At 43.4% G+C, this 16,453-nt stretch carries 28 protein-coding genes; 9 read left to right on the top strand and 19 right to left on the bottom strand.

The genetic code is table 11. From position 1 onward, the window contains the following. Window positions 1-13: 13 nt before the first annotated feature. Genes rpsR through ychF form a run of 4 tightly spaced genes read right to left on the bottom strand, consistent with a single transcriptional unit; the run spans window position 14 to window position 2,231 of the window. Window positions 14-247 (bottom strand): 30S ribosomal protein S18, encoded by a 234-nt coding sequence (gene rpsR / locus M1403_00140; protein ID MCL4397435.1) that lies wholly within the window; start codon window positions 245-247, stop codon window positions 14-16. 31 nt (window positions 248-278) lie between these two features. After that, window positions 279-833, bottom strand: coding sequence for a single-stranded DNA-binding protein (gene ssb, locus M1403_00135; protein ID MCL4397434.1), 555 nt, complete (start codon window positions 831-833; stop codon window positions 279-281). Between the two features lies 1 nt (window position 834). Then, window positions 835-1,119, bottom strand: coding sequence for a 30S ribosomal protein S6 (rpsF, locus tag M1403_00130; protein ID MCL4397433.1), 285 nt, complete (start codon window positions 1,117-1,119; stop codon window positions 835-837). A gap of 20 nt (window positions 1,120-1,139) precedes the next feature. Next, a complete protein-coding gene (gene ychF / locus M1403_00125) occupies window positions 1,140-2,231 on the bottom strand; it encodes a redox-regulated ATPase YchF (protein MCL4397432.1) in 1,092 nt (363 codons plus the stop codon). A gap of 63 nt (window positions 2,232-2,294) precedes the next feature. Here ychF and M1403_00120 point away from each other — a divergent pair, with 63 nt between their 5' ends. Next, complete coding sequence (locus tag M1403_00120) at window positions 2,295-2,825, top strand: HD domain-containing protein (GenBank protein ID MCL4397431.1); 531 nt, start codon at window positions 2,295-2,297, stop codon at window positions 2,823-2,825. Continuing rightward, a complete protein-coding gene (locus M1403_00115) occupies window positions 2,826-3,380 on the top strand; it encodes an AAA family ATPase (protein MCL4397430.1) in 555 nt (184 codons plus the stop codon). It begins immediately after the preceding gene. Here the strand turns inward: M1403_00115 and M1403_00110 are convergent. The 7 genes from M1403_00110 to M1403_00080 form a co-directional block, all read right to left on the bottom strand. Then, the gene (locus M1403_00110; protein MCL4397429.1) at window positions 3,360-4,016 is read right to left on the bottom strand and encodes a hypothetical protein; all 657 of its coding nucleotides are present in this window, start codon (window positions 4,014-4,016) and stop codon (window positions 3,360-3,362) included. The genes M1403_00115 and M1403_00110 overlap by 21 nt on opposite strands. After that, on the bottom strand, window positions 4,009-5,268 hold the full coding sequence (locus M1403_00105; protein MCL4397428.1) for a glycosyltransferase family 4 protein: 1,260 nt from the start codon (window positions 5,266-5,268) through the stop codon (window positions 4,009-4,011). The genes M1403_00110 and M1403_00105 overlap by 8 nt, the downstream gene beginning before the upstream one ends. Beyond that, on the bottom strand, window positions 5,269-6,168 hold the full coding sequence (locus M1403_00100) for a radical SAM protein (protein ID MCL4397427.1): 900 nt from the start codon (window positions 6,166-6,168) through the stop codon (window positions 5,269-5,271). It abuts the gene before it with no gap. Between the two features lie 8 nt (window positions 6,169-6,176). Continuing rightward, a complete protein-coding gene (locus tag M1403_00095; GenBank protein ID MCL4397426.1) occupies window positions 6,177-6,773 on the bottom strand; it encodes a hypothetical protein in 597 nt (198 codons plus the stop codon). Window positions 6,774-6,901: 128 nt separating this feature from the next. After that, on the bottom strand, window positions 6,902-7,462 hold the full coding sequence (locus M1403_00090) for a hypothetical protein (protein MCL4397425.1): 561 nt from the start codon (window positions 7,460-7,462) through the stop codon (window positions 6,902-6,904). 76 nt (window positions 7,463-7,538) lie between these two features. After that, complete coding sequence (locus M1403_00085; GenBank protein MCL4397424.1) at window positions 7,539-7,952, bottom strand: hypothetical protein; 414 nt, start codon at window positions 7,950-7,952, stop codon at window positions 7,539-7,541. Next, window positions 7,949-8,911 (bottom strand): hypothetical protein, encoded by a 963-nt coding sequence (locus M1403_00080; protein MCL4397423.1) that lies wholly within the window; start codon window positions 8,909-8,911, stop codon window positions 7,949-7,951. The genes M1403_00085 and M1403_00080 overlap by 4 nt, the downstream gene beginning before the upstream one ends. 115 nt (window positions 8,912-9,026) lie before the next feature. Between M1403_00080 and M1403_00075 the strand changes: the two genes are divergently transcribed. Then, on the top strand, window positions 9,027-9,626 hold the full coding sequence (locus tag M1403_00075; GenBank protein ID MCL4397422.1) for a phosphatase PAP2 family protein: 600 nt from the start codon (window positions 9,027-9,029) through the stop codon (window positions 9,624-9,626). On the opposite strand, the gene M1403_00070 is transcribed toward M1403_00075, so the two are convergent. From M1403_00070 to M1403_00060, 3 genes are read right to left on the bottom strand one after another with little or no spacing between them, the layout of a single operon-like run. Beyond that, entirely contained in the window at window positions 9,606-9,890 is a 285-nt protein-coding gene (locus M1403_00070) for a hypothetical protein (GenBank protein ID MCL4397421.1), read from the bottom strand. The genes M1403_00075 and M1403_00070 overlap by 21 nt on opposite strands. Before the next feature lie 46 nt (window positions 9,891-9,936). Continuing rightward, entirely contained in the window at window positions 9,937-10,173 is a 237-nt protein-coding gene (locus M1403_00065) for a DUF167 domain-containing protein (GenBank protein MCL4397420.1), read from the bottom strand. A gap of 11 nt (window positions 10,174-10,184) precedes the next feature. Then, window positions 10,185-10,643 carry a hypothetical protein gene (locus M1403_00060; GenBank protein MCL4397419.1) on the bottom strand — a complete coding sequence of 153 codons (459 nt, stop codon included), beginning with the start codon at window positions 10,641-10,643 and terminating at the stop codon, window positions 10,185-10,187. Between the two features lie 46 nt (window positions 10,644-10,689). On the opposite strand from M1403_00060, the gene M1403_00055 reads away from it, so the two are divergent. Next, window positions 10,690-11,025 (top strand): hypothetical protein, encoded by a 336-nt coding sequence (locus M1403_00055; GenBank protein MCL4397418.1) that lies wholly within the window; start codon window positions 10,690-10,692, stop codon window positions 11,023-11,025. A gap of 51 nt (window positions 11,026-11,076) precedes the next feature. Here the strand turns inward: M1403_00055 and M1403_00050 are convergent, their stop codons facing one another. After that, window positions 11,077-11,538, bottom strand: coding sequence for an OB-fold putative lipoprotein (locus tag M1403_00050; protein ID MCL4397417.1), 462 nt, complete (start codon window positions 11,536-11,538; stop codon window positions 11,077-11,079). Between the two features lie 190 nt (window positions 11,539-11,728). Between M1403_00050 and M1403_00045 the strand changes: the two genes are divergently transcribed. Together M1403_00045 and M1403_00040 are read left to right on the top strand one after the other, a co-directional pair. After that, window positions 11,729-11,896 carry a hypothetical protein gene (locus M1403_00045; protein MCL4397416.1) on the top strand — a complete coding sequence of 56 codons (168 nt, stop codon included), beginning with the start codon at window positions 11,729-11,731 and terminating at the stop codon, window positions 11,894-11,896. A 2-nt stretch (window positions 11,897-11,898) separates the two neighbouring features. After that, window positions 11,899-12,324, top strand: a complete 426-nt coding sequence (locus M1403_00040; GenBank protein MCL4397415.1) for a TIR domain-containing protein — start codon at window positions 11,899-11,901, stop codon at window positions 12,322-12,324. Window positions 12,325-12,370: 46 nt separating this feature from the next. Here the strand turns inward: M1403_00040 and M1403_00035 are convergent, their stop codons facing one another. Next, entirely contained in the window at window positions 12,371-12,784 is a 414-nt protein-coding gene (locus M1403_00035) for a hypothetical protein (protein MCL4397414.1), read from the bottom strand. A 109-nt stretch (window positions 12,785-12,893) separates the two neighbouring features. Here M1403_00035 and M1403_00030 point away from each other — a divergent pair, with 109 nt between their 5' ends. Further along, entirely contained in the window at window positions 12,894-13,535 is a 642-nt protein-coding gene (locus M1403_00030) for a hypothetical protein (protein ID MCL4397413.1), read from the top strand. Here the strand turns inward: M1403_00030 and M1403_00025 are convergent. Further along, a complete protein-coding gene (locus M1403_00025; protein ID MCL4397412.1) occupies window positions 13,517-14,554 on the bottom strand; it encodes a site-specific DNA-methyltransferase in 1,038 nt (345 codons plus the stop codon). The genes M1403_00030 and M1403_00025 overlap by 19 nt on opposite strands. A gap of 65 nt (window positions 14,555-14,619) precedes the next feature. After that, window positions 14,620-15,129 carry an NUDIX domain-containing protein gene (locus M1403_00020; protein MCL4397411.1) on the bottom strand — a complete coding sequence of 170 codons (510 nt, stop codon included), beginning with the start codon at window positions 15,127-15,129 and terminating at the stop codon, window positions 14,620-14,622. A 91-nt stretch (window positions 15,130-15,220) separates the two neighbouring features. Here M1403_00020 and M1403_00015 point away from each other — a divergent pair, with 91 nt between their 5' ends. Beyond that, window positions 15,221-15,439: a DUF433 domain-containing protein gene (locus M1403_00015; protein MCL4397410.1), complete on the top strand. Its 219-nt coding sequence runs from the start codon at window positions 15,221-15,223 to the stop codon at window positions 15,437-15,439. Beyond that, entirely contained in the window at window positions 15,417-15,803 is a 387-nt protein-coding gene (locus M1403_00010) for a DUF5615 family PIN-like protein (GenBank protein ID MCL4397409.1), read from the top strand. Before M1403_00015 ends, M1403_00010 begins: the two co-directional genes overlap by 23 nt. 34 nt (window positions 15,804-15,837) lie before the next feature. On the opposite strand, the gene M1403_00005 is transcribed toward M1403_00010, so the two are convergent. Then, window positions 15,838-16,290, bottom strand: coding sequence for an NUDIX domain-containing protein (locus M1403_00005; GenBank protein MCL4397408.1), 453 nt, complete (start codon window positions 16,288-16,290; stop codon window positions 15,838-15,840). Window positions 16,291-16,453 lie beyond the last annotated feature (163 nt).

Here is a 16,453-nt window from a genome sequence, read left to right as displayed (position 1 = left end):
CATTGTACAGGATTTACAAGCCTTCGACAAATGGGAGATAAGCCAAGTGGCGGGCGCGTTTGATTTGTTGGTCGACGCGGCGCTGGTGTTTGGCGCAAATACCGGTTCTGGCCCGACCCAGAATGCGGCCGCGCTCGCTCATGTATTTTCGCAGCGCGTTGTAGTCTTTGTAGTCCGGTTCCCGTTCTTCCTTGCAAAACGGGCAATTTTTCTTAACCGGTTTTTGTTTTTGAAATTTCCTGAACATATTTAGAAATTAGAAATTAGTAATTAGAAATTTAAAACGGTATATCGTCTATATTAACATCCTCTTTACCCTGAGCCGCGTCGGAGGGTTTCGGTGCTTCTTTTGCTTCTTCTTTTTCCTCTTTGGCTTTCTTCTCTTTTCTCTCTTCTTTTTTACCTTCTTTTGGCTCATCCTTTTGTTGGGCTTCGGTGGCGGGTTCGGTGTTCGCCGTGGGAGTATTGGCGGCAGTCTGTGCTCCTGCTCCGGCAAACTTGGAATCCAAAAGAATCATGTCGTCAATTACAATTTCCGTGATTGTATGTTGGGCGTTATCGCTGCCGGTGAAGGTTCGGGTTTGCAGCCGGCCCTCTACATAAATCTTGCGACCTTTGGTACACAATTGGGCGCACAGTTCGGCTAATTTATTCCAGGAAACGAGCCGGTGAAACTCCGCTTCCTCCCGGATTTCCCCGTTTTCCGTTTTCCAACTGCGGTTGGTCGCTAAACCAAAGGTAGCCACCGCGTTGCCCTGCGGGGTATATCGCAGCTCCGGATCGCGGGTTACATTTCCGATTAATAAGACGCGGTTCAGTGATTTTGAAGACATACTACTCTGCTTTCACTAACAGGTATCTAATAAAATTCTCCTGTAACTTCAGTAATCGGTCAACTTCTGACACTTTTGCCGGGTCTAGATCCAGTTCCAAAAAGCCATAATAAGCCTCGCCGAAATCGGCTACCGGATAAGCGGTTTTTTGTTTTTTGAAATCGTTTTTGGAAGAAACTTTCGCTCCGGCTTTAGTCAGAAGTTCGGTAAGGTTTTTTACCTCTTTATCTAACTCTTTGTCCGTAAGATTGGGTTTCACCAAAACTGTCAGCTCGTAATCCCGCATAAGATCTAATCGAGATTTTACTAAATTCCGACTTTAAATTCAACCACATCCCCATCCTGCATTGTGTATTCTCTTCCTTCAAGCCTCACTTTCCCCAGTTCCCGACTCTTTTTCCATCCCCCGTTTTCGATAAAAGTAGGGTAGGAAACTACTTCCGCCTTAATGAAATTCTTTTCAAAGTCCGTGTGGATCACTCCGGCCGCCTGAGGGGCTTTCATATTTTTAGTTATCGTCCAGGCCCGGACTTCTTTTTCCCCGGCCGTCAGAAAAGAGATTAGCCCCAAAGCGTTGTAGGCCAACCTAATTAGCTGATCTACTCCGGAATCTTTTATTCCCAGACTTGCCAAATATTCCGCCCGTTCCTTGTCGTCAAATTCGGCCAAGTCCGCTTCCAACTTCGCGTCAATAACGCAAACCTGCCCCGGATATTTTTTGGCCAACTCGTCTACCTGCGACCAGTCCGTTGAGGTGTTGGCGTTCACCGCGTACAAAAATTTCTTGGCCGTCAGCAGTTGCAACTCCTTCGCCGCCTCTTTTTCCTCATCTGTCAGCGGTACTTCACTGGCCAACTTTCCGCTATTTAATCCGGCGGTTAACTTTTCAACGGCAGTTTTCTTACTTCCCGCTTGACGCTTAACGCTTTCTGCTCCTTTTTGTAGGGTTTGCAGATCCGCCAGGATTAATTCCGTATTAATCACGGCGATATCATCTTCCGGCGTGGTGCTTCCTTCCCGAATAATGTGTTCATCCGGAAACGCCCGAACCACTTCGCAAATTAAATCCACTTCCCGGATATGCGAGAGAAACTTATTCCCGAGTCCCGCTCCTTCCGCGGCGCCTTTGACCAGTCCGGCGATATCCACAAACTGAACAGTCGCCGGGACAATCGGCGGTAGATGGTCTAATTTTTCTTCGGCTTGAGTAATCGACGCCAGTTCGTCTAAACGCTTATCCGGTACCGGAACGATACCGACATTCGGTTCGATCGTCGCGAACGGATAATTGGCCACCAGCGCCGGTTTAGAAAGTTTACCCTGAGCCGCGCGAAGGGCGTTAAACAAGGTACTTTTCCCGACATTTGGAAGGCCAACGATTCCTACTTGGAGCATTATGGAGATATTTTAACAGAAACATTAAAAATAAATATTTGCTAAAATAGGGGCCTATAGATTAATATGGCTACCAAAACAAAGAATCAACTGACAGATATTGCTAAGAAATTCGCCACTGAAAAATTTGCTTTAGCAGGCAAAAAAAACCATTTCCTCGATGTCTTCCGAATACTCCAAAACGAATTTAAAATTACTAACCAGGACCTTCTTATAGCTGGAATTTTGCATGATACCCTAGAAGACACCGCCACTACTTATAAAGAACTGGAAATCAACTTTTCCAAAAAGGTCGCCAGCCTGGTCAAAGAAATTTCGCACCCCAAAAACTATACGCCGCGGCAACGAGAAAAATATTACGAAAGGCTAAATAAGATTTCTGACGAGGCAAAACAAATTAAAATGGCTGACTTTGCATCAAACCTGCGGTTTTTTATTGGTGTCTATGAAAGAAAAGAACAACGTCTCTATCCGCAATTTGCAAACAACGACAAATATATCAAAAGCATCCGCGAATTTTTGACCAGCTGTAAAGATGAATCAAAGAGTAAAAAAATTGTCTATGACTTAACAAGCAAACTGGAGGGTTTAATTTAAATGCCTGAAGATCAACCAAAATTTATTGTCCTAGAAGGTATTTCTGGAAGCGGCAAGACTGCAGTGGGTAAGCTGTTGTCTCAGCAAATTTCGGCTGAATATTATCACACTCCACCCGAAATGTTTGAAAAAATGAGAGAGGAAGCCCAAAGAACCTTAGATCTAGAATCTAGATTCCTGTTTTACTTGGCTTCAACAATGCAGGCATCGCGGGAGATAAGTAGTATTTTAGAAACGCAAAATGTGGTATGCGACAAGTACATCTGGACTACTATTTGTTATCACAAAGTTTATGGGCTTGATGTTCAACTGCCCAAACCCGACACATATCGGCAGCCGGATTACGCCTTTCTTATAGTTTGCCAGGAAGACAAAAGGCTTCTGCGACTTCAAGCGCGTGGAACTTATAATTATGGTATCCCTATCGAAAAACGGCAATGGTCTGAACGACAGTGTTTAGAGGAATTTCGTAAACACAAGCTTCACGAAATTGACAACACATCGGATAACCCCCAGAATGCCGTTAACCAAATCTTAGCGACAGTTCGAAAATAATCCATAATAATTAACGGTTAATTTTTCAATTATGTTTTTGACTAAGAGATAGGTTTGCTGGACGCTGATATTTCTGGCATCGAGCCTAATAATTGAAGCATTCGTATATTTATGAATCATATTCTGATAAAAACTTTCAAAGTGGTTCATGAACCGTTGATTGCTCCAGTAGACTAAATCTACGCGAGAACAGCCCCGTCTTCTATTAATTGTTTTTTTAGCCGAATTATCAAACAGAATAATGTGGCTGTAAGGAATCAGGTATTGTTTTTTTGATTTTACATATTTAACTAGTTCCTCAAACTCCTCGGGGTTTGAATTAACTTTCGACCTGGCATAACAATATGCCAATGTCGATAAATATGTTCTGTCAGCTATTACTATTTTCGCTTTCTTATCAAGATTCTTTAACCTAACAGCTCGTTCTTCCTCACAATCAATAAACCATTTAGATTCAACTATCGTTCCTCTTTTGTCAGTTAAGCCGGCTAATTGTTCTTTTGAAAAATAAATTTCCTCAAGAGTTACCAGGCGTGCATTATTATATTCCATCAGCCTTTTCAGGGTACTTGTTTTTCCGCTTCGCGGCATCCCCTCAAAACCAATAATAAGACTCTTATTTAATTTGTTAAACATAAAGTTTTTGGTTATAAGCACTGAGAACATCTTTGACGTTTACTTTCCAATCACGATGTTTCTCTACGTATTTCCTACCTTTTATAGAATATATTTTTGTTTTATTCTTATCTTCATACAATTTACTGATCAGTTCGGGATACTTAGAGATATTATTTTCGACGACTAAACATCTTTTAATCTGGGGCTCTAAACCCTCAATTGCCATATCGGTACAAACTACAGGTATGCCCGCTGCCATATAGTCAAGAATTTTTATTCTAGTGCCAGACCCGGAAATAATGGGAGCAATGGCAATATCAACTTTAGAAAATAGACCATTAAGATTCTCTACCCTCCCGAGAAACTTTATTTTATTTGAGGAATACTTTTGTTTGAGAAATAGAGCACCTTTCCCGGCAATCAATAACTTTTTACCGCTGGCCTTTGCAATTTCAATTGCAAGCTCTACCGCCTGTTGATTGGGACCATAATTTAAATGTCCGAGAAACAACATTGTATTTTTTCTAAGTAAGGACCGTCTCAAAAATTTAATTCTCCCGACATCAATACTTCCTTTGTATACATAGATTTTGCCTTTATCGCATCCGAGGTCTATCGCTGACTGACAATTTTGTTCTGAACGAACGATGACAATATCGGCCAGACTAAAAGCTTTTTGTTCGTAAACCTTAATATTGTTGATATCCTTTAGAGGAAGTTTTAATTGCTTCATTAATTCATTTTCAATATTGTGTACTTCAAAAAGCAGTCTTGTTTTATGTCTGGGAAGTAAATGGCACTGCAGACAGACGGCTTCAGCTGAATCAAGATGACAGATATCAATATTTAAGCCTAGGACAATTTTGCTGATCAATTTTTTATTGTTATAAAAATCGTCGGGTGAAATAAAAATTGTGCTAAATTTCTGCTTAAGATATAGGCGTTTATCGCTCCACCCCCGATAAGAATAAAGCAAATATACTTCCACCCCTCTATCACTTAACGCATTCATTAGACCGTAAATAGAATTCGCCGCTCCGGTGGAGATAGGTAAGAAAGGTCCATCACGAAAGAACATTACCCTTAATTTTCTTCGACTCTTGTAAGTTAAAGCGTTGACAATATCATCGATATTTCCCTTAAGAATTTTGCATTTTGCGTGTTTTTTGATTGCTTCCAGCCGTCCGCTTTCGACAAGCGGATACCACGCGGAACATTCTGTATCATTAGAAAGAATTTCCTTTATCCATGATGGAGTTTTGTTCTCCATTTAGTAGTTATAAGCGCTATAAATTATTTGTCTTAATCTGCTCTTCTCGTTAATATTTCCAAACACGATTCTCCTACTGTTGTCTTCATTGTTGAAATTATCACCATCAAGCAAAATATTTTGAGGTGACCAGACGTCTCCTCCGCTATCGACCAATATATACGAATCGTTTCTATCTTGGTTGCTTTTCGGCTCTACTGATATGTTATGGTCACGGAAGGATAAGTACTCCTGTAATCCAAAAATAGCCTGATTAAAAATATTAGTATTTATAAAATATTTATCTCTATTATGATAGGCTATTGGACCAGTCGGCGAAAATTGAAACAGCTGCCACCTTATAACGCTTGGCAGGCCAACCAGTAAATCCGCTATGTTTTTGAGGTCACGGTAATTTCCTTTATGGACTACAGTATTAATACAAACCTTTATATCGTATTCCGCACATCGTTTAGCCAAGCTGATCACGTTATTCGTATAATTACTTCTTCCCTGACGGAACATTTTAGTGATCTCATCGGTAGACCCGTCAATTGGAAGACCCAACAAATCAACGCTTTTTGCCAACAGGTCAAGCGGTATTTTTTTAACAGCTCCTGTACCGTAAAAAATCAAACGAGCGTCTTCCATCAATGGAATACCTGTAGTGTCCACCTGAACTTTTAAGTTCTCTTCTTTAAGTGACTGAAGAATTTCTAATATGTCGGGTCTTGATAATGGATCTCCCCCACAAACCGTAATGGTCTCTAATCCGACATCCCTCTTAACAGTCTTGGCAAAATCACGAATAGCTTCTTTTGAAACTAACGGACCTAAAGAAAAATGGTTGTAGCAACCTGGGCACCGAAGAAAGCATGATTTTCCAATTGCTAAAGACAACCCTTTGGATCTTTCTTTCATCAAAGTATTTAGAATAATAAATTTGTCCTTTTAGAATCTTTAAAATAATTTTGCATTTTAGTATTAAACTCAAGTATCTTCTTATTCTCTTCTTCAAAACTGAAACTTCTAAGATAATTAACTATATTAGGAGACAAATGGTTATATCCTTGTTCTCTTGAAGGAAATATTGTCGGGATTGAACCCGACCTTCTCAAGGCATAATCCCAACATGGAAGAATCCAGTGATGATAATGGGAATTTTTTATTCTCTCTTCGTGATATATTTCAGCAAATTCTATACCCAGCTCGTCTCTCATTCCTTTCCTCGTTAAAGATGTAACCAGACCCATTTTCATGGCTAATTCAGGAGAAAAATCGCTGATACTTCGAATATGAGCCTTGGGGGCAATGACGTAAAAGCCTGGTACCGGAAATTCTGCGTCCTGAACAACCATGACGTCTCTGTCTTCAAATACTGGAACCATATGTTCAGGCATTTCATTCTTGCGGGTCTGCATAAGGCATCCCCGACATTCATCCTCATCGACGAACCAATAGCTGCCATCTAAGAAGCCAACTATTCTTTTGCCAGGTGGTATTTCTATCGGCGATTCGGGAAACATATCTAGTTTGAGTTCAATTTACTCAACCCGATTATATCTTTCACATTATAGGTTTTCAATTCTGTGTGTTTTGACTAAAACTGGGAAATTCTTTGCAGTTTAAGAAGCCATCTGCTCTTTGAAGGAGTTCAATTACTATCTCCTGAGGTCGCGGGGTAGATGATAGCGTAAGCAAATCGGGTCGGGTCGGTGCCCACCAATCCTTTTGCTCCGGGACAGGTAAAGTTCATGTAATAAAGGTATTTACTGCTCACCCCGTGTTGGGGGGCTTCCGTGTCACAGCCGTAGGCTTTTAGCTTAAGGGTCATCGACTTAAACAAATCATCATCGGAAAGAGAGGTGGTGTAATAAGTGGCTTTAAATCCTCGGATGCTGCCGCAAAGTTTCGATTGGTCCGCCACTGCCGGAAAATCAGCTGGGAGATTTCCCCTGTCGCCGGCAACAAAAGCGTTATTCGGGTCCTCCATGGTTTGTTTGGTCAGATCACGAAGGTCAGCCGGCATATTTGCATAGTCCGGTTTTTTCTCATAAATGCCGCAGTCAACCACCGCCTTGTGAACCGTTTCCTGGGAAGATTTATTGGTTGTTCCGGCGGCTTTATTTAAAGCCGGATGGGCCTGATTTTTGTAGACGAGAAATCCTCCCCCGGCAACCGCAATAACCAGGGCAATAATAATAAAAAATTTCATCTGATTAATATTAAGATAATAATTTCGGCAGCTGTCAAGATATCAAACCAGATAATTAAACCAGGGCAAAGACTGCCTAATACCTGGTGTCTAAGTAGCCATAATCATACTTGGATCTTTTGAAGGTTACTTCGTGGCCGTCAAGATTGAGGATTAAGGTATCAATACTGGGCATTTGCACCGCCACCTCATGGCTTCCGGATTTATCGGTAACCGTGAGGGTATTATCATTTTTGACTTTATAGCTGAACGGTGACGCCATGTAATTTTTGTTTTCCAGCGCATATTTATAACCGGTCAGGTTTTTGGCAAACATGATGGTGACAACCGGAGAATCGGCCGTCGCCGGTTTGAAAGTGGTCCAGGTTCCCTGAAGGTTAGTGGCCGGTCCGGGATGCATGGCCCGCCAGATGCCAAGGACAAAAAATCCCAGAAAGATAATAAACATCAGGCCTAAAATTTTCCACAGTAAAAGTTTGTGTTTGCTCATGGTTTTAAAACGACGCTGTCGATGCCGTTGGGATTATGATAATGGCAGCTGGTGGTTCCCGGCGACCCGCCTTTGCAGGTACAGGGGTCGGCTTCGCGGGACTCTTTGCTGACAATCGTGTCGGCGGCCGTGACGCCGTATTGCCTCCACTTTGCCAAAACCGCGTCCGTCATGTGGGCAAAAGGTGGCTCGAGGTTTTGGGTCAGATAGGTCTGAAAATTATCGTTAATGTAGGCGCCGTTATACTGGGCATTCTCGTGACTGAAGCGCTGGAGGGCAAAATCAAAATCCCGCCCATAGTTATCGGTAACCGCGTGGGCGATAAGCTGGCCGGCTTTAACATGCGCCCCTTCGTAAATCTGCGAGTCGTCGAAATTTATATGGATAAAAGTCGCGTACCAGCCGTCGAAAGGTTCGCGCATAATCATGAAATGCCGACCCCGGACAATATCCATAGGGTCAATCTCCACAATTACCCCGTTAAACGGGGCAAAAACTTTCACCTGGTCGTTAGTACCTTCAAGACTTTCCAGCGGCTTGAAATAATCTTTCATCGAGCTATTGGGTTCTTCCGACCCGTCATAATCGGCGCCGTAGTAGTCATGCCCGTGGCAGGACCGGAATTTATAAACTCTTTCGATCTGGGCCGGATCCACCGGGCTGGCGGTAATAACCTTGTCTGAAGTTTGCGGATCGGCGACGCCGTTTCCGGCAAAGTAAGTCCGGGGGAAATCCCGCAGATCAACATCCACCTGGTTATATTCTTCGCCGACCCATTTGGGGGTGACCTTCGGAGCAACGGTCGGCGGCTTGGCCCAGGGCGTCTCGTTCGAAGGCACAGGAGAAAAGATATTCTGCTTGCCCGCAGGAGCGAAAATGTTTGCCAGACTAAACAGCCCCAAAAAGAGAATCAGCACTCCCGGAATAAGAAAATACTTAACCAAATCTCCTTTGCTCATTAATTTAGTATTCTCCGAAAAATCCGGGATTTCAAGTCCTCGCCGCGAAATTTTCCCCCGTCAGAAATTTACCGGATTTTAATGAAGAGGACATAAAATCCTCCTTAAGGAAAATATGAAACTGGCGGTCCTATGGCTAATCGACCTGGCGGCTTTTATCTGGCTGACTGTTACAGTTAATTCCGGAGCGACCCTTGGCTGGGACCTCTCTATCGGCCGGGCGGTGCAAAAATATACTTTTCTGTCCGCTCCCAGCTACGCGGTCATGTATTCCGGCTGGGCCCCGTGGCTTTTCCTTTGGCTGGGCGCCGTCCTTCTGGCTTTAATTCTCACCCGGAAATGGCGGGCGATAGTTTTCCTTCTTCTTTTGAGTATACTGGATGTCGTCGGATTTTTGTTTCACATTACGATTATTAACCGTCCCCGGCCCACCCCGGCTCAGCTGCATGTTTTCTTTCCCCTGCCGCTAAGCAGTTACCCCAGCGGCCATGTTCTTTTAACTTCTCTGGTTTTTATTTTTGTGGCCGCGGTTTACCGCAAACGCTGGGTCACTCTCCTGGCGATTATTATCATGGCCGCCGTTGGCCTTGGCCGGATCTATTCCGGCCAGCATTTCCCAACAGACATTCTCGGAGGTTATCTTCTGGCCGGAGTGGTTATCATTCCGGTGATCGCTTTATACCGATCGCGGAAGTTATTTTTCCATGAAGACTGAGTGGCGGGCCGGTTCCCATCCGGGCCGCTGTTCCTCATTAGCCATTTTCCACATTTCTTCCTTCACCCGGCCAAACGAATCGGGGTCCAGCAGCAGATCGGCCCCTATTCCCAGTCTTGTCCGGGCCTCACCGACAACTTCGCGCGTCGCGTGGACGGCGTCAAATTCCCCCTCAATATTAGTTTTGTAATAGAGAGTCAGCCCCACCTCTTTCCAGGGAAAGTTCGCAACGGGAGGAAGGCAAAATTCTTTCCTGATCTGCATGCCTTGATTCTAACCAGCTCACCTCTCAACTTCAATCCCCATCCGCTCAGCCCTCTCCATTTTCCTTAATAATTTCAAACATCTTATTCTTCGTTTTTTCTCCCGACACCAAAAGCACCTGATTCTTTTTAACTTTAAAATACTTTGCCAGCGCTTCCCCTGCCGCCCGATTAGCTTTACCATCAAGCGGCGGTTCTGAAACATAGACATGCAAGGCGCCTAGAAGATCCGTTTCCACTCTTGGCCGGCGGGAGTTTGGATGTGCAATCACTGAAATTTTCATACTCGCAGAGTTTATTTAGAAGTCTGTAGTGAATCGTCCGAAGCCGGTTTTTCTGAAGTCTCGGGAGCAGGTTCCGGGAAATTCCAACGCTGGCCAGTATCCCGCAGAAAATCTTTCACTGTCGAAGGATGTTTTCCCCGGCCATAATGCCTTCCGCTGCCATGCCCTTTTCTCCTTGCCACAATATCCTGTTTTGAAAGCTCCTCAGGCGTCACATCATCCCGACCTAAGCTTTCCAGATATTGGCGCAGACCTGCCTGAGGTTTTCCTTCCTGCCCGGCAAATCCCCGGTGGCCATTTCCCTTTTGCCCGACTAGAATTTCGCCAAAAGAGAACCCGACGATTTTTCCGTTTACATAATTGACAATTGCCCCGTGCCTACGAATCTCATCACGATACTTGTCCCAATCCGGCCCCGCCACCCGCCGCATCTCCGACAGCATTCCCATGTGCAATTTTTCCTTAGACATAGGAAGATATTACCACTTCTTTACTTTCGACATTTAGAATCCGCTTATGTCAGAAAATCCTGAAAAAAGGCCCAATCTGTTCAGAAGGACCAGCCGTTTCAGTAACCGGTTATTAAACCGCATAGCGCCTTTTGAGATTTTGGTTGGCGGAGCGGCGATTGCGGAAACTGCCGGAACGGTTCTGGACCCCAACTCACCCATAATTTCGGAGCTTAGCGGGAGCGGCTGGGATGTTCCCGGTTTTTTGCGCCGCCTGAACGAAGCCGGCGCGCCGCCGGTAGTGTCAATTGGTTTTCTGGTACTAATGGCTGCCGGAGGCACCTATCTTTTTGTTGACGGCACCCGCCGCCTTTTTCGCCGTTCTGCCAATCCGCCCCGGTAAATTTTTTTGCCCGGCTTCAACCCTTAAGCCAATGTGCCTTTCGTGATCTGCCTACTGAACAACCGAGCAATCTTTAATACTGATCACTCCCAACATTTGATCCCCCACCGTGCCCCGAACCGTGACCATCTGTCCGTTTTTTAAAGGCATCAGTTGTTGTTTATCTGTCACCGCGCAACTGATTTGGGTTAAAGAAAACTGCTTGCTGGCTATGCCGGTAAAAGATAACCCGGATTCAGTGATATTAGAGACTGCGGCCGTAAACTCGACCAGCTTCCCATTCCATTTTTCTTTTGCCGCCACTTGATTAGCGTCAAAATCGTCAGCCAGTTCGCTTGCCTGAATCTTGGTTGGCTCAACTGCTTGCGGTGCGTTATTCGTGTTGGCCGTCTCTTTAGCCGCCCCTGAATTTTCTGTAGGAGTCTTTTTGCTTCCGCCGGTTATCGCCCCGATCACGCCCAAAATAATAAGAACCAGAAAAATTCCCCCGACTATTTTCAAAATCTTCTTCATTTCCTCACCCCCTCTCAACCAATTTATGTGTGGAAAAGTTACCTCAGTATTTCATTGCTTGGGGACAAAGTCAAGAAAATTATAGGTTGATGTCTTATGATGTGAAAGTTGATAGTTGACTAAAATCTGGGCATTCTTTTATATTCCGGTTAGCAAACTTTAGCTGCGTTTGCTAGAGGTGGTGATAAATATGGCGACAAATGGACCTAAAGGTAAAGGCAGGGAAGGCGCGGTTGATAAGCGTACGCAATACTTTAATCCAAAAACCCACTTGTGGGTTAAGCAGAATAAGGATACTGGAATATTCATGGACAATAAAACCAGTGGCGGTAAGTTTAAAGGTGTTAGGAAAGGATAAATATGTATTCGGACACTACTTTACTTAAGCAAGAAAAGAAGCGCGTTTTTTTAAGCTTTTCTTCTGATGATCTTGATCACGTCAGGGGTCTGAGGTTGTTGAAAGATAACCCAAACTTTGAGCTTGAGTTTTATGATGAATCAATTAAAGAAGCAATTGATAGCAACAACGCCGAGTATCTAAAGCGCGTAATTAGAGATCAAATCAGACGTTCAAGTGTTACCGTTTGTCTTATTAGTGAGACAACTCACCAAAGCCGATGGGTTGATTGGGAATTACAGACAAGTCTAGAAGAAGGCAATAAAATCATCGCTATGGCAATTAAAGATCTAAAAAGTGCATTACTTCCGAAACTTATCAAAGAAAGAGGAATTACTTTTTGGGATTGGGACCCGGAATATCTTGGAAGGCTTATAGACGAAAGCTAAGTCACTCCTCGCTAGCTTTTTAGAGAGCTCTATCTGGAAATTTTACTTACAACTCCGCCTTTAGTAATTTTTTAAGTTTATCAATAGATTTTGCGTTTTTCTCTTCATTTCCAGGCATTCCTCCAGCATTAGACAACAAGATAAGTATTCGGGCGGCCTCTCTTATATCAATCCTTGGTGGAATAAGACTAAAACGGCTTAAAACACTTGTAAATGGGACTAACAGATAACTAGTTTCTAACTGGCAACTTAAGTCACGCATATCTCCTGATGCCCAGCTCAAATGTTCCTTATCTAGTCCAGAATTCGTAATTACGTTCGAATGAAACTTTACTTTGTGAATTATTTCACCTTTTACATTCTGAAAAGTCTGTAGCGGCTTTAAGAAAAAGTTTTGAAATATTTGGCCCAAACTAAAAACTGTAACTCCTGCGAAAATAGTCCAAAAAGTTTGACCCATAGTTACCCGGATTCTACTCCTTCTCGATTCATGTTTCCATTCAATTTGAGGTTTGGGGCGTCAGTAACGTTTAATTTGTCAATCGGCTATGTTAGTATTAGGCGAATTTATGGCAAAAAAACCTGACGAGCTTCTCGCCTTGGTAAAACCCTGGGGCATTGAAGAGGAAACCAAAAAATACATGGCCAAGTATTTTGCTGCCAAGGGCGAGACTGTAGATATCGATAGTTGGATTCGAGACCGTCGAACCGCTGAACAGTTTGGACAACAAATGAAGGCTTTTTGGGCTGTCGAAGACGCGTTCTCGGTCTGGCTAGAAAGAAACCTGCGCCGGAAATATCCTAAAGCCACTGTTAAAATCTCGGGTTCCGATCAAAACCGCACAATAGTTCAGGGTCAAAGCCCAAAAGGTAAAGTCACCGGCGCTTTGGATTACGAGGTCGATTTAAATGACGGCACCCCCCCAACCCAGGTTGAATTCCAATTTAGCACGACTGAGCTTGACGCTTATGATGTTAAAAAGAATAAAGTTACGAGAGCTGAGAGACAAAATGGTGTGATTCTTTTTGCCTTCCTGCCAATCAAAAAATTTACTATCCTCTCGCCAAGTTTTATTAAGGAAAACGGTAAAATATTGATAAACTCCAGACTAGGCGGGAAAGAAACCTGGAATATCCCAACCGAGAAAATTCAAATGAGGCCTGACGATTATCAAATCAGCAAAGAAGATCTTCAAAGCAATCGCTCCTGATAATTTTTCAAGGAAGAGATCGCATCTCGGGCAATCTCCGGGACAATTTCATAGCCGACACCATCTCGTTTTAAATCTGCTGCCGCTTTTAAGGTGGTGCCGCTGCCGAGGAAGGGGTCCAAAACTGTTTCACTAATGTAGCTGTAGGCTTTAATTAGCCGGTATGGCAACTCATATGGGAATGGCGCCACATGGCTGCGACCATCACCACTATTTTGCGGTTTCATCAGCCAAACATCACTATTTTTAAGCGATAGCCAAAAATCTTTATCAATTTTAGAGCGCTCCTTCTGTTCTTTGGACAGGTGAGCATATTTATTAAACCCTTTTTTCTCTGGTTTATTGAACTCCAAAATAAACTCATGCATGTTGTTAATCAGAATTCCGCCGGGATAAGGGTAGGTGCCAAATTGGGCCCGCACCCCATTAGTTTTGTGCCAGATAATATCGCGCTTAAAAATAAAGCCGATTTTAGTCATTAAGTCAATTGTTTGGCCGACCAGATTCAAACTGTAGAAACCGCCGTTTTCCCGAACCGGCAAATTCATGATGTTGATAAAAGCTTTCCGGCCCGGTTGCAAAACTCGATAGGTCTCACGCCAGACTTCACCAATTGTGGCAAACCATCTTTCCAGATCATGAATATTTCCCAGATCTTCTTTAAGCGGTTTTCTGGAATACATTTTAGCGTTAAAGTATGGCGGCGAGGTTATCATAAGATGCACAGATTCATCTGGCAAATCGTCCATTTTGCAAGAACTTTTCATAAAGATTTTTTGGCTTGTTCCGTTAATTTCTGTTTCCCAAAATTTCAGACCCGGTAGCCGCTTGGCCTTTGTATGGTTTGTCTGCTCGATTTTTTTTAAATCAGCCAGGACAAAGCGCTGCTGACCGCTGGGAGAAACTGTCGAGTTGACTTTGCCTGAAGAAACCAACACTCGTAGCGCTTTGACATTAATGTCTAAATATTTTGCGGCCTCAATGGCTGAAAGATATTTTCGCAGTTTATAATCATCCATACGCGTTCCCCCTGTTCCCCATTCTATCATTGTCTAATAAAAACAGAAGAACTTGTTTTGCCTTGTTAGGAAAAGACTGTTGAAGAAACATTTTTGACCTCGCCGTCTTGGCGATAGGCGCAAAAAGTCAGGGCGAAGGCTTTGGGGGTTTTATGAATGGTCTGGAGAAACTGTTTGACATCCGCCAGCATCGGGAGTTTCTTGATTTCCTCAGGGCTGTACCAGGTGAATTGCCCATCTTCGCTCTCCGGGATCTGCACTTCTTTTTTTAAATCCGCCACGAATTCCATGATCACCCACTCGACATTATTATTGAGATCCGGGACTTGGACCAGGCCGTGAGGGACGAACTTTTTCGGAGAAATATCAAGGCCGGTTTCTTCTTTGGTTTCCCGGACAATGGCGTCAAGAAAAGATTCCCCCGGTTCCACTTTTCCCCCGACGCCGTTGACGGTGTTAGCATCAACTTTTTTCTTGGGCGATCTTTTTAAAAGAAGAAATTTTCCGCGACAGCGAAAGAAAACGACGACGGCCAAAATGGTTTCGTGTTCACGGTATTTTTTCAAATCAGACATAACTAAATTATATTCCATATTGAGAGAGTTAGTCACTTCTCACTAAACTTTCACAAACTTTCCTTATTCTTGTTGACAATCGTCAACTTTTATGAAGATAATAAAATCAATGCCGGCAATGATGCAAATCGATCCCAATATTCAAGGAGGAGTTCCCGTGATTAAAGGAACAAGGGTGCCCGTGGCCAGAGTCATGGCCCTGAAAGCCATGAACTACACTCTCGCAGAAATTAAAAAAGAAATTCCCAACCTTGGCAAGTTAACCCAAAAGGACCTGAGAGAGTTTTTTGAGTATTACGCGCAAAGATAGGAACAAAGCCAAAAAGACCAGAAAGTTCAGGTTTCTTCTTGACAGTGCTTTTGCCAAACCTTCAGAATTCCCCAAACTGAGTAAGAAGAGCAGCCTTGCCCATTCTGTGTTTAACTACGGACTTTCCAAACAGGCGCCGGACGAGGAAATTCATAATTTAGCAGTGAAGGAAAACTACCTGGTAGTTACCTTTAACTTTAAACACTTCAAAAAACTTGTTCAAGCCAATCCAAAATCCGGGGCAATCTGTCCTCCGCCTTACTCATCAAACAGAGAAATTGACGAACTACTGTCAAAATACATTTCCGGAAAAAACCCAGGCGATTTTCTTGGTAAAACAATGAAGATTCATCCAGAGAACTGATTAACCTTTTATTCTCATTGGGTTGAGAATCTTTTTAATCAAACCGGCCGAGGTATTTTATTTCTTCTTTAAAGCCGGATTTATGGCCGGCCAGAACCAGATCGGTTAAGCGCGCTGGCAGGACATTAATTTTTTTCAAATCATCCAGCTTTATCCACTCAAGACAAGTTTCGGCAGTGGCCAGATCATCATTTCGCCCGTGAATGCCAGCGAATTTATCAACATCGCCCAAAATGAAAAACTCGGCGGAATGCTCAGTCGGATCATCAGACGGGATAAATTCACGGATGTAAAGGATTTTCCCGAAAGTGAAGTCGGCATCGGCTTCTTCGCGCACTTCCCGTTTGGCTGCCTCGGCCAAAGTTTCTCGAAATTCCACTTTCCCGCCGACATAATAATAGAACTTGTCCCGCGTGTTGTGGGAAAGCAGGATGTGGCCGTCTTTAATGATAATTAACCGGACTCGAACTTTGATTTTTTTATTCATAGGGTAATCCTACTCATATTATAGGAAAATGAAAGTCCTACATTCTAAATGGAATCGCAACACCCGTTGCTTGCTCCAATTCTAACATTTCCTGAGCGGTTAAATAACCATGGGTTTTGCGAGGTTTGTGGTTAATTTCCCAGACAATGTCATCTAATTCTTC

It is taken from the genome of Patescibacteria group bacterium (assembly GCA_023380635.1).
In the GTDB taxonomy this organism is placed as follows: Bacteria; Patescibacteriota; Microgenomatia; order JAMCZE01; family JAMCZE01; genus JAMCRP01.
The sequence above is the reverse complement of the archived record's forward strand: the minus strand, read 5'-3'. Positions and strand labels throughout refer to the sequence as shown.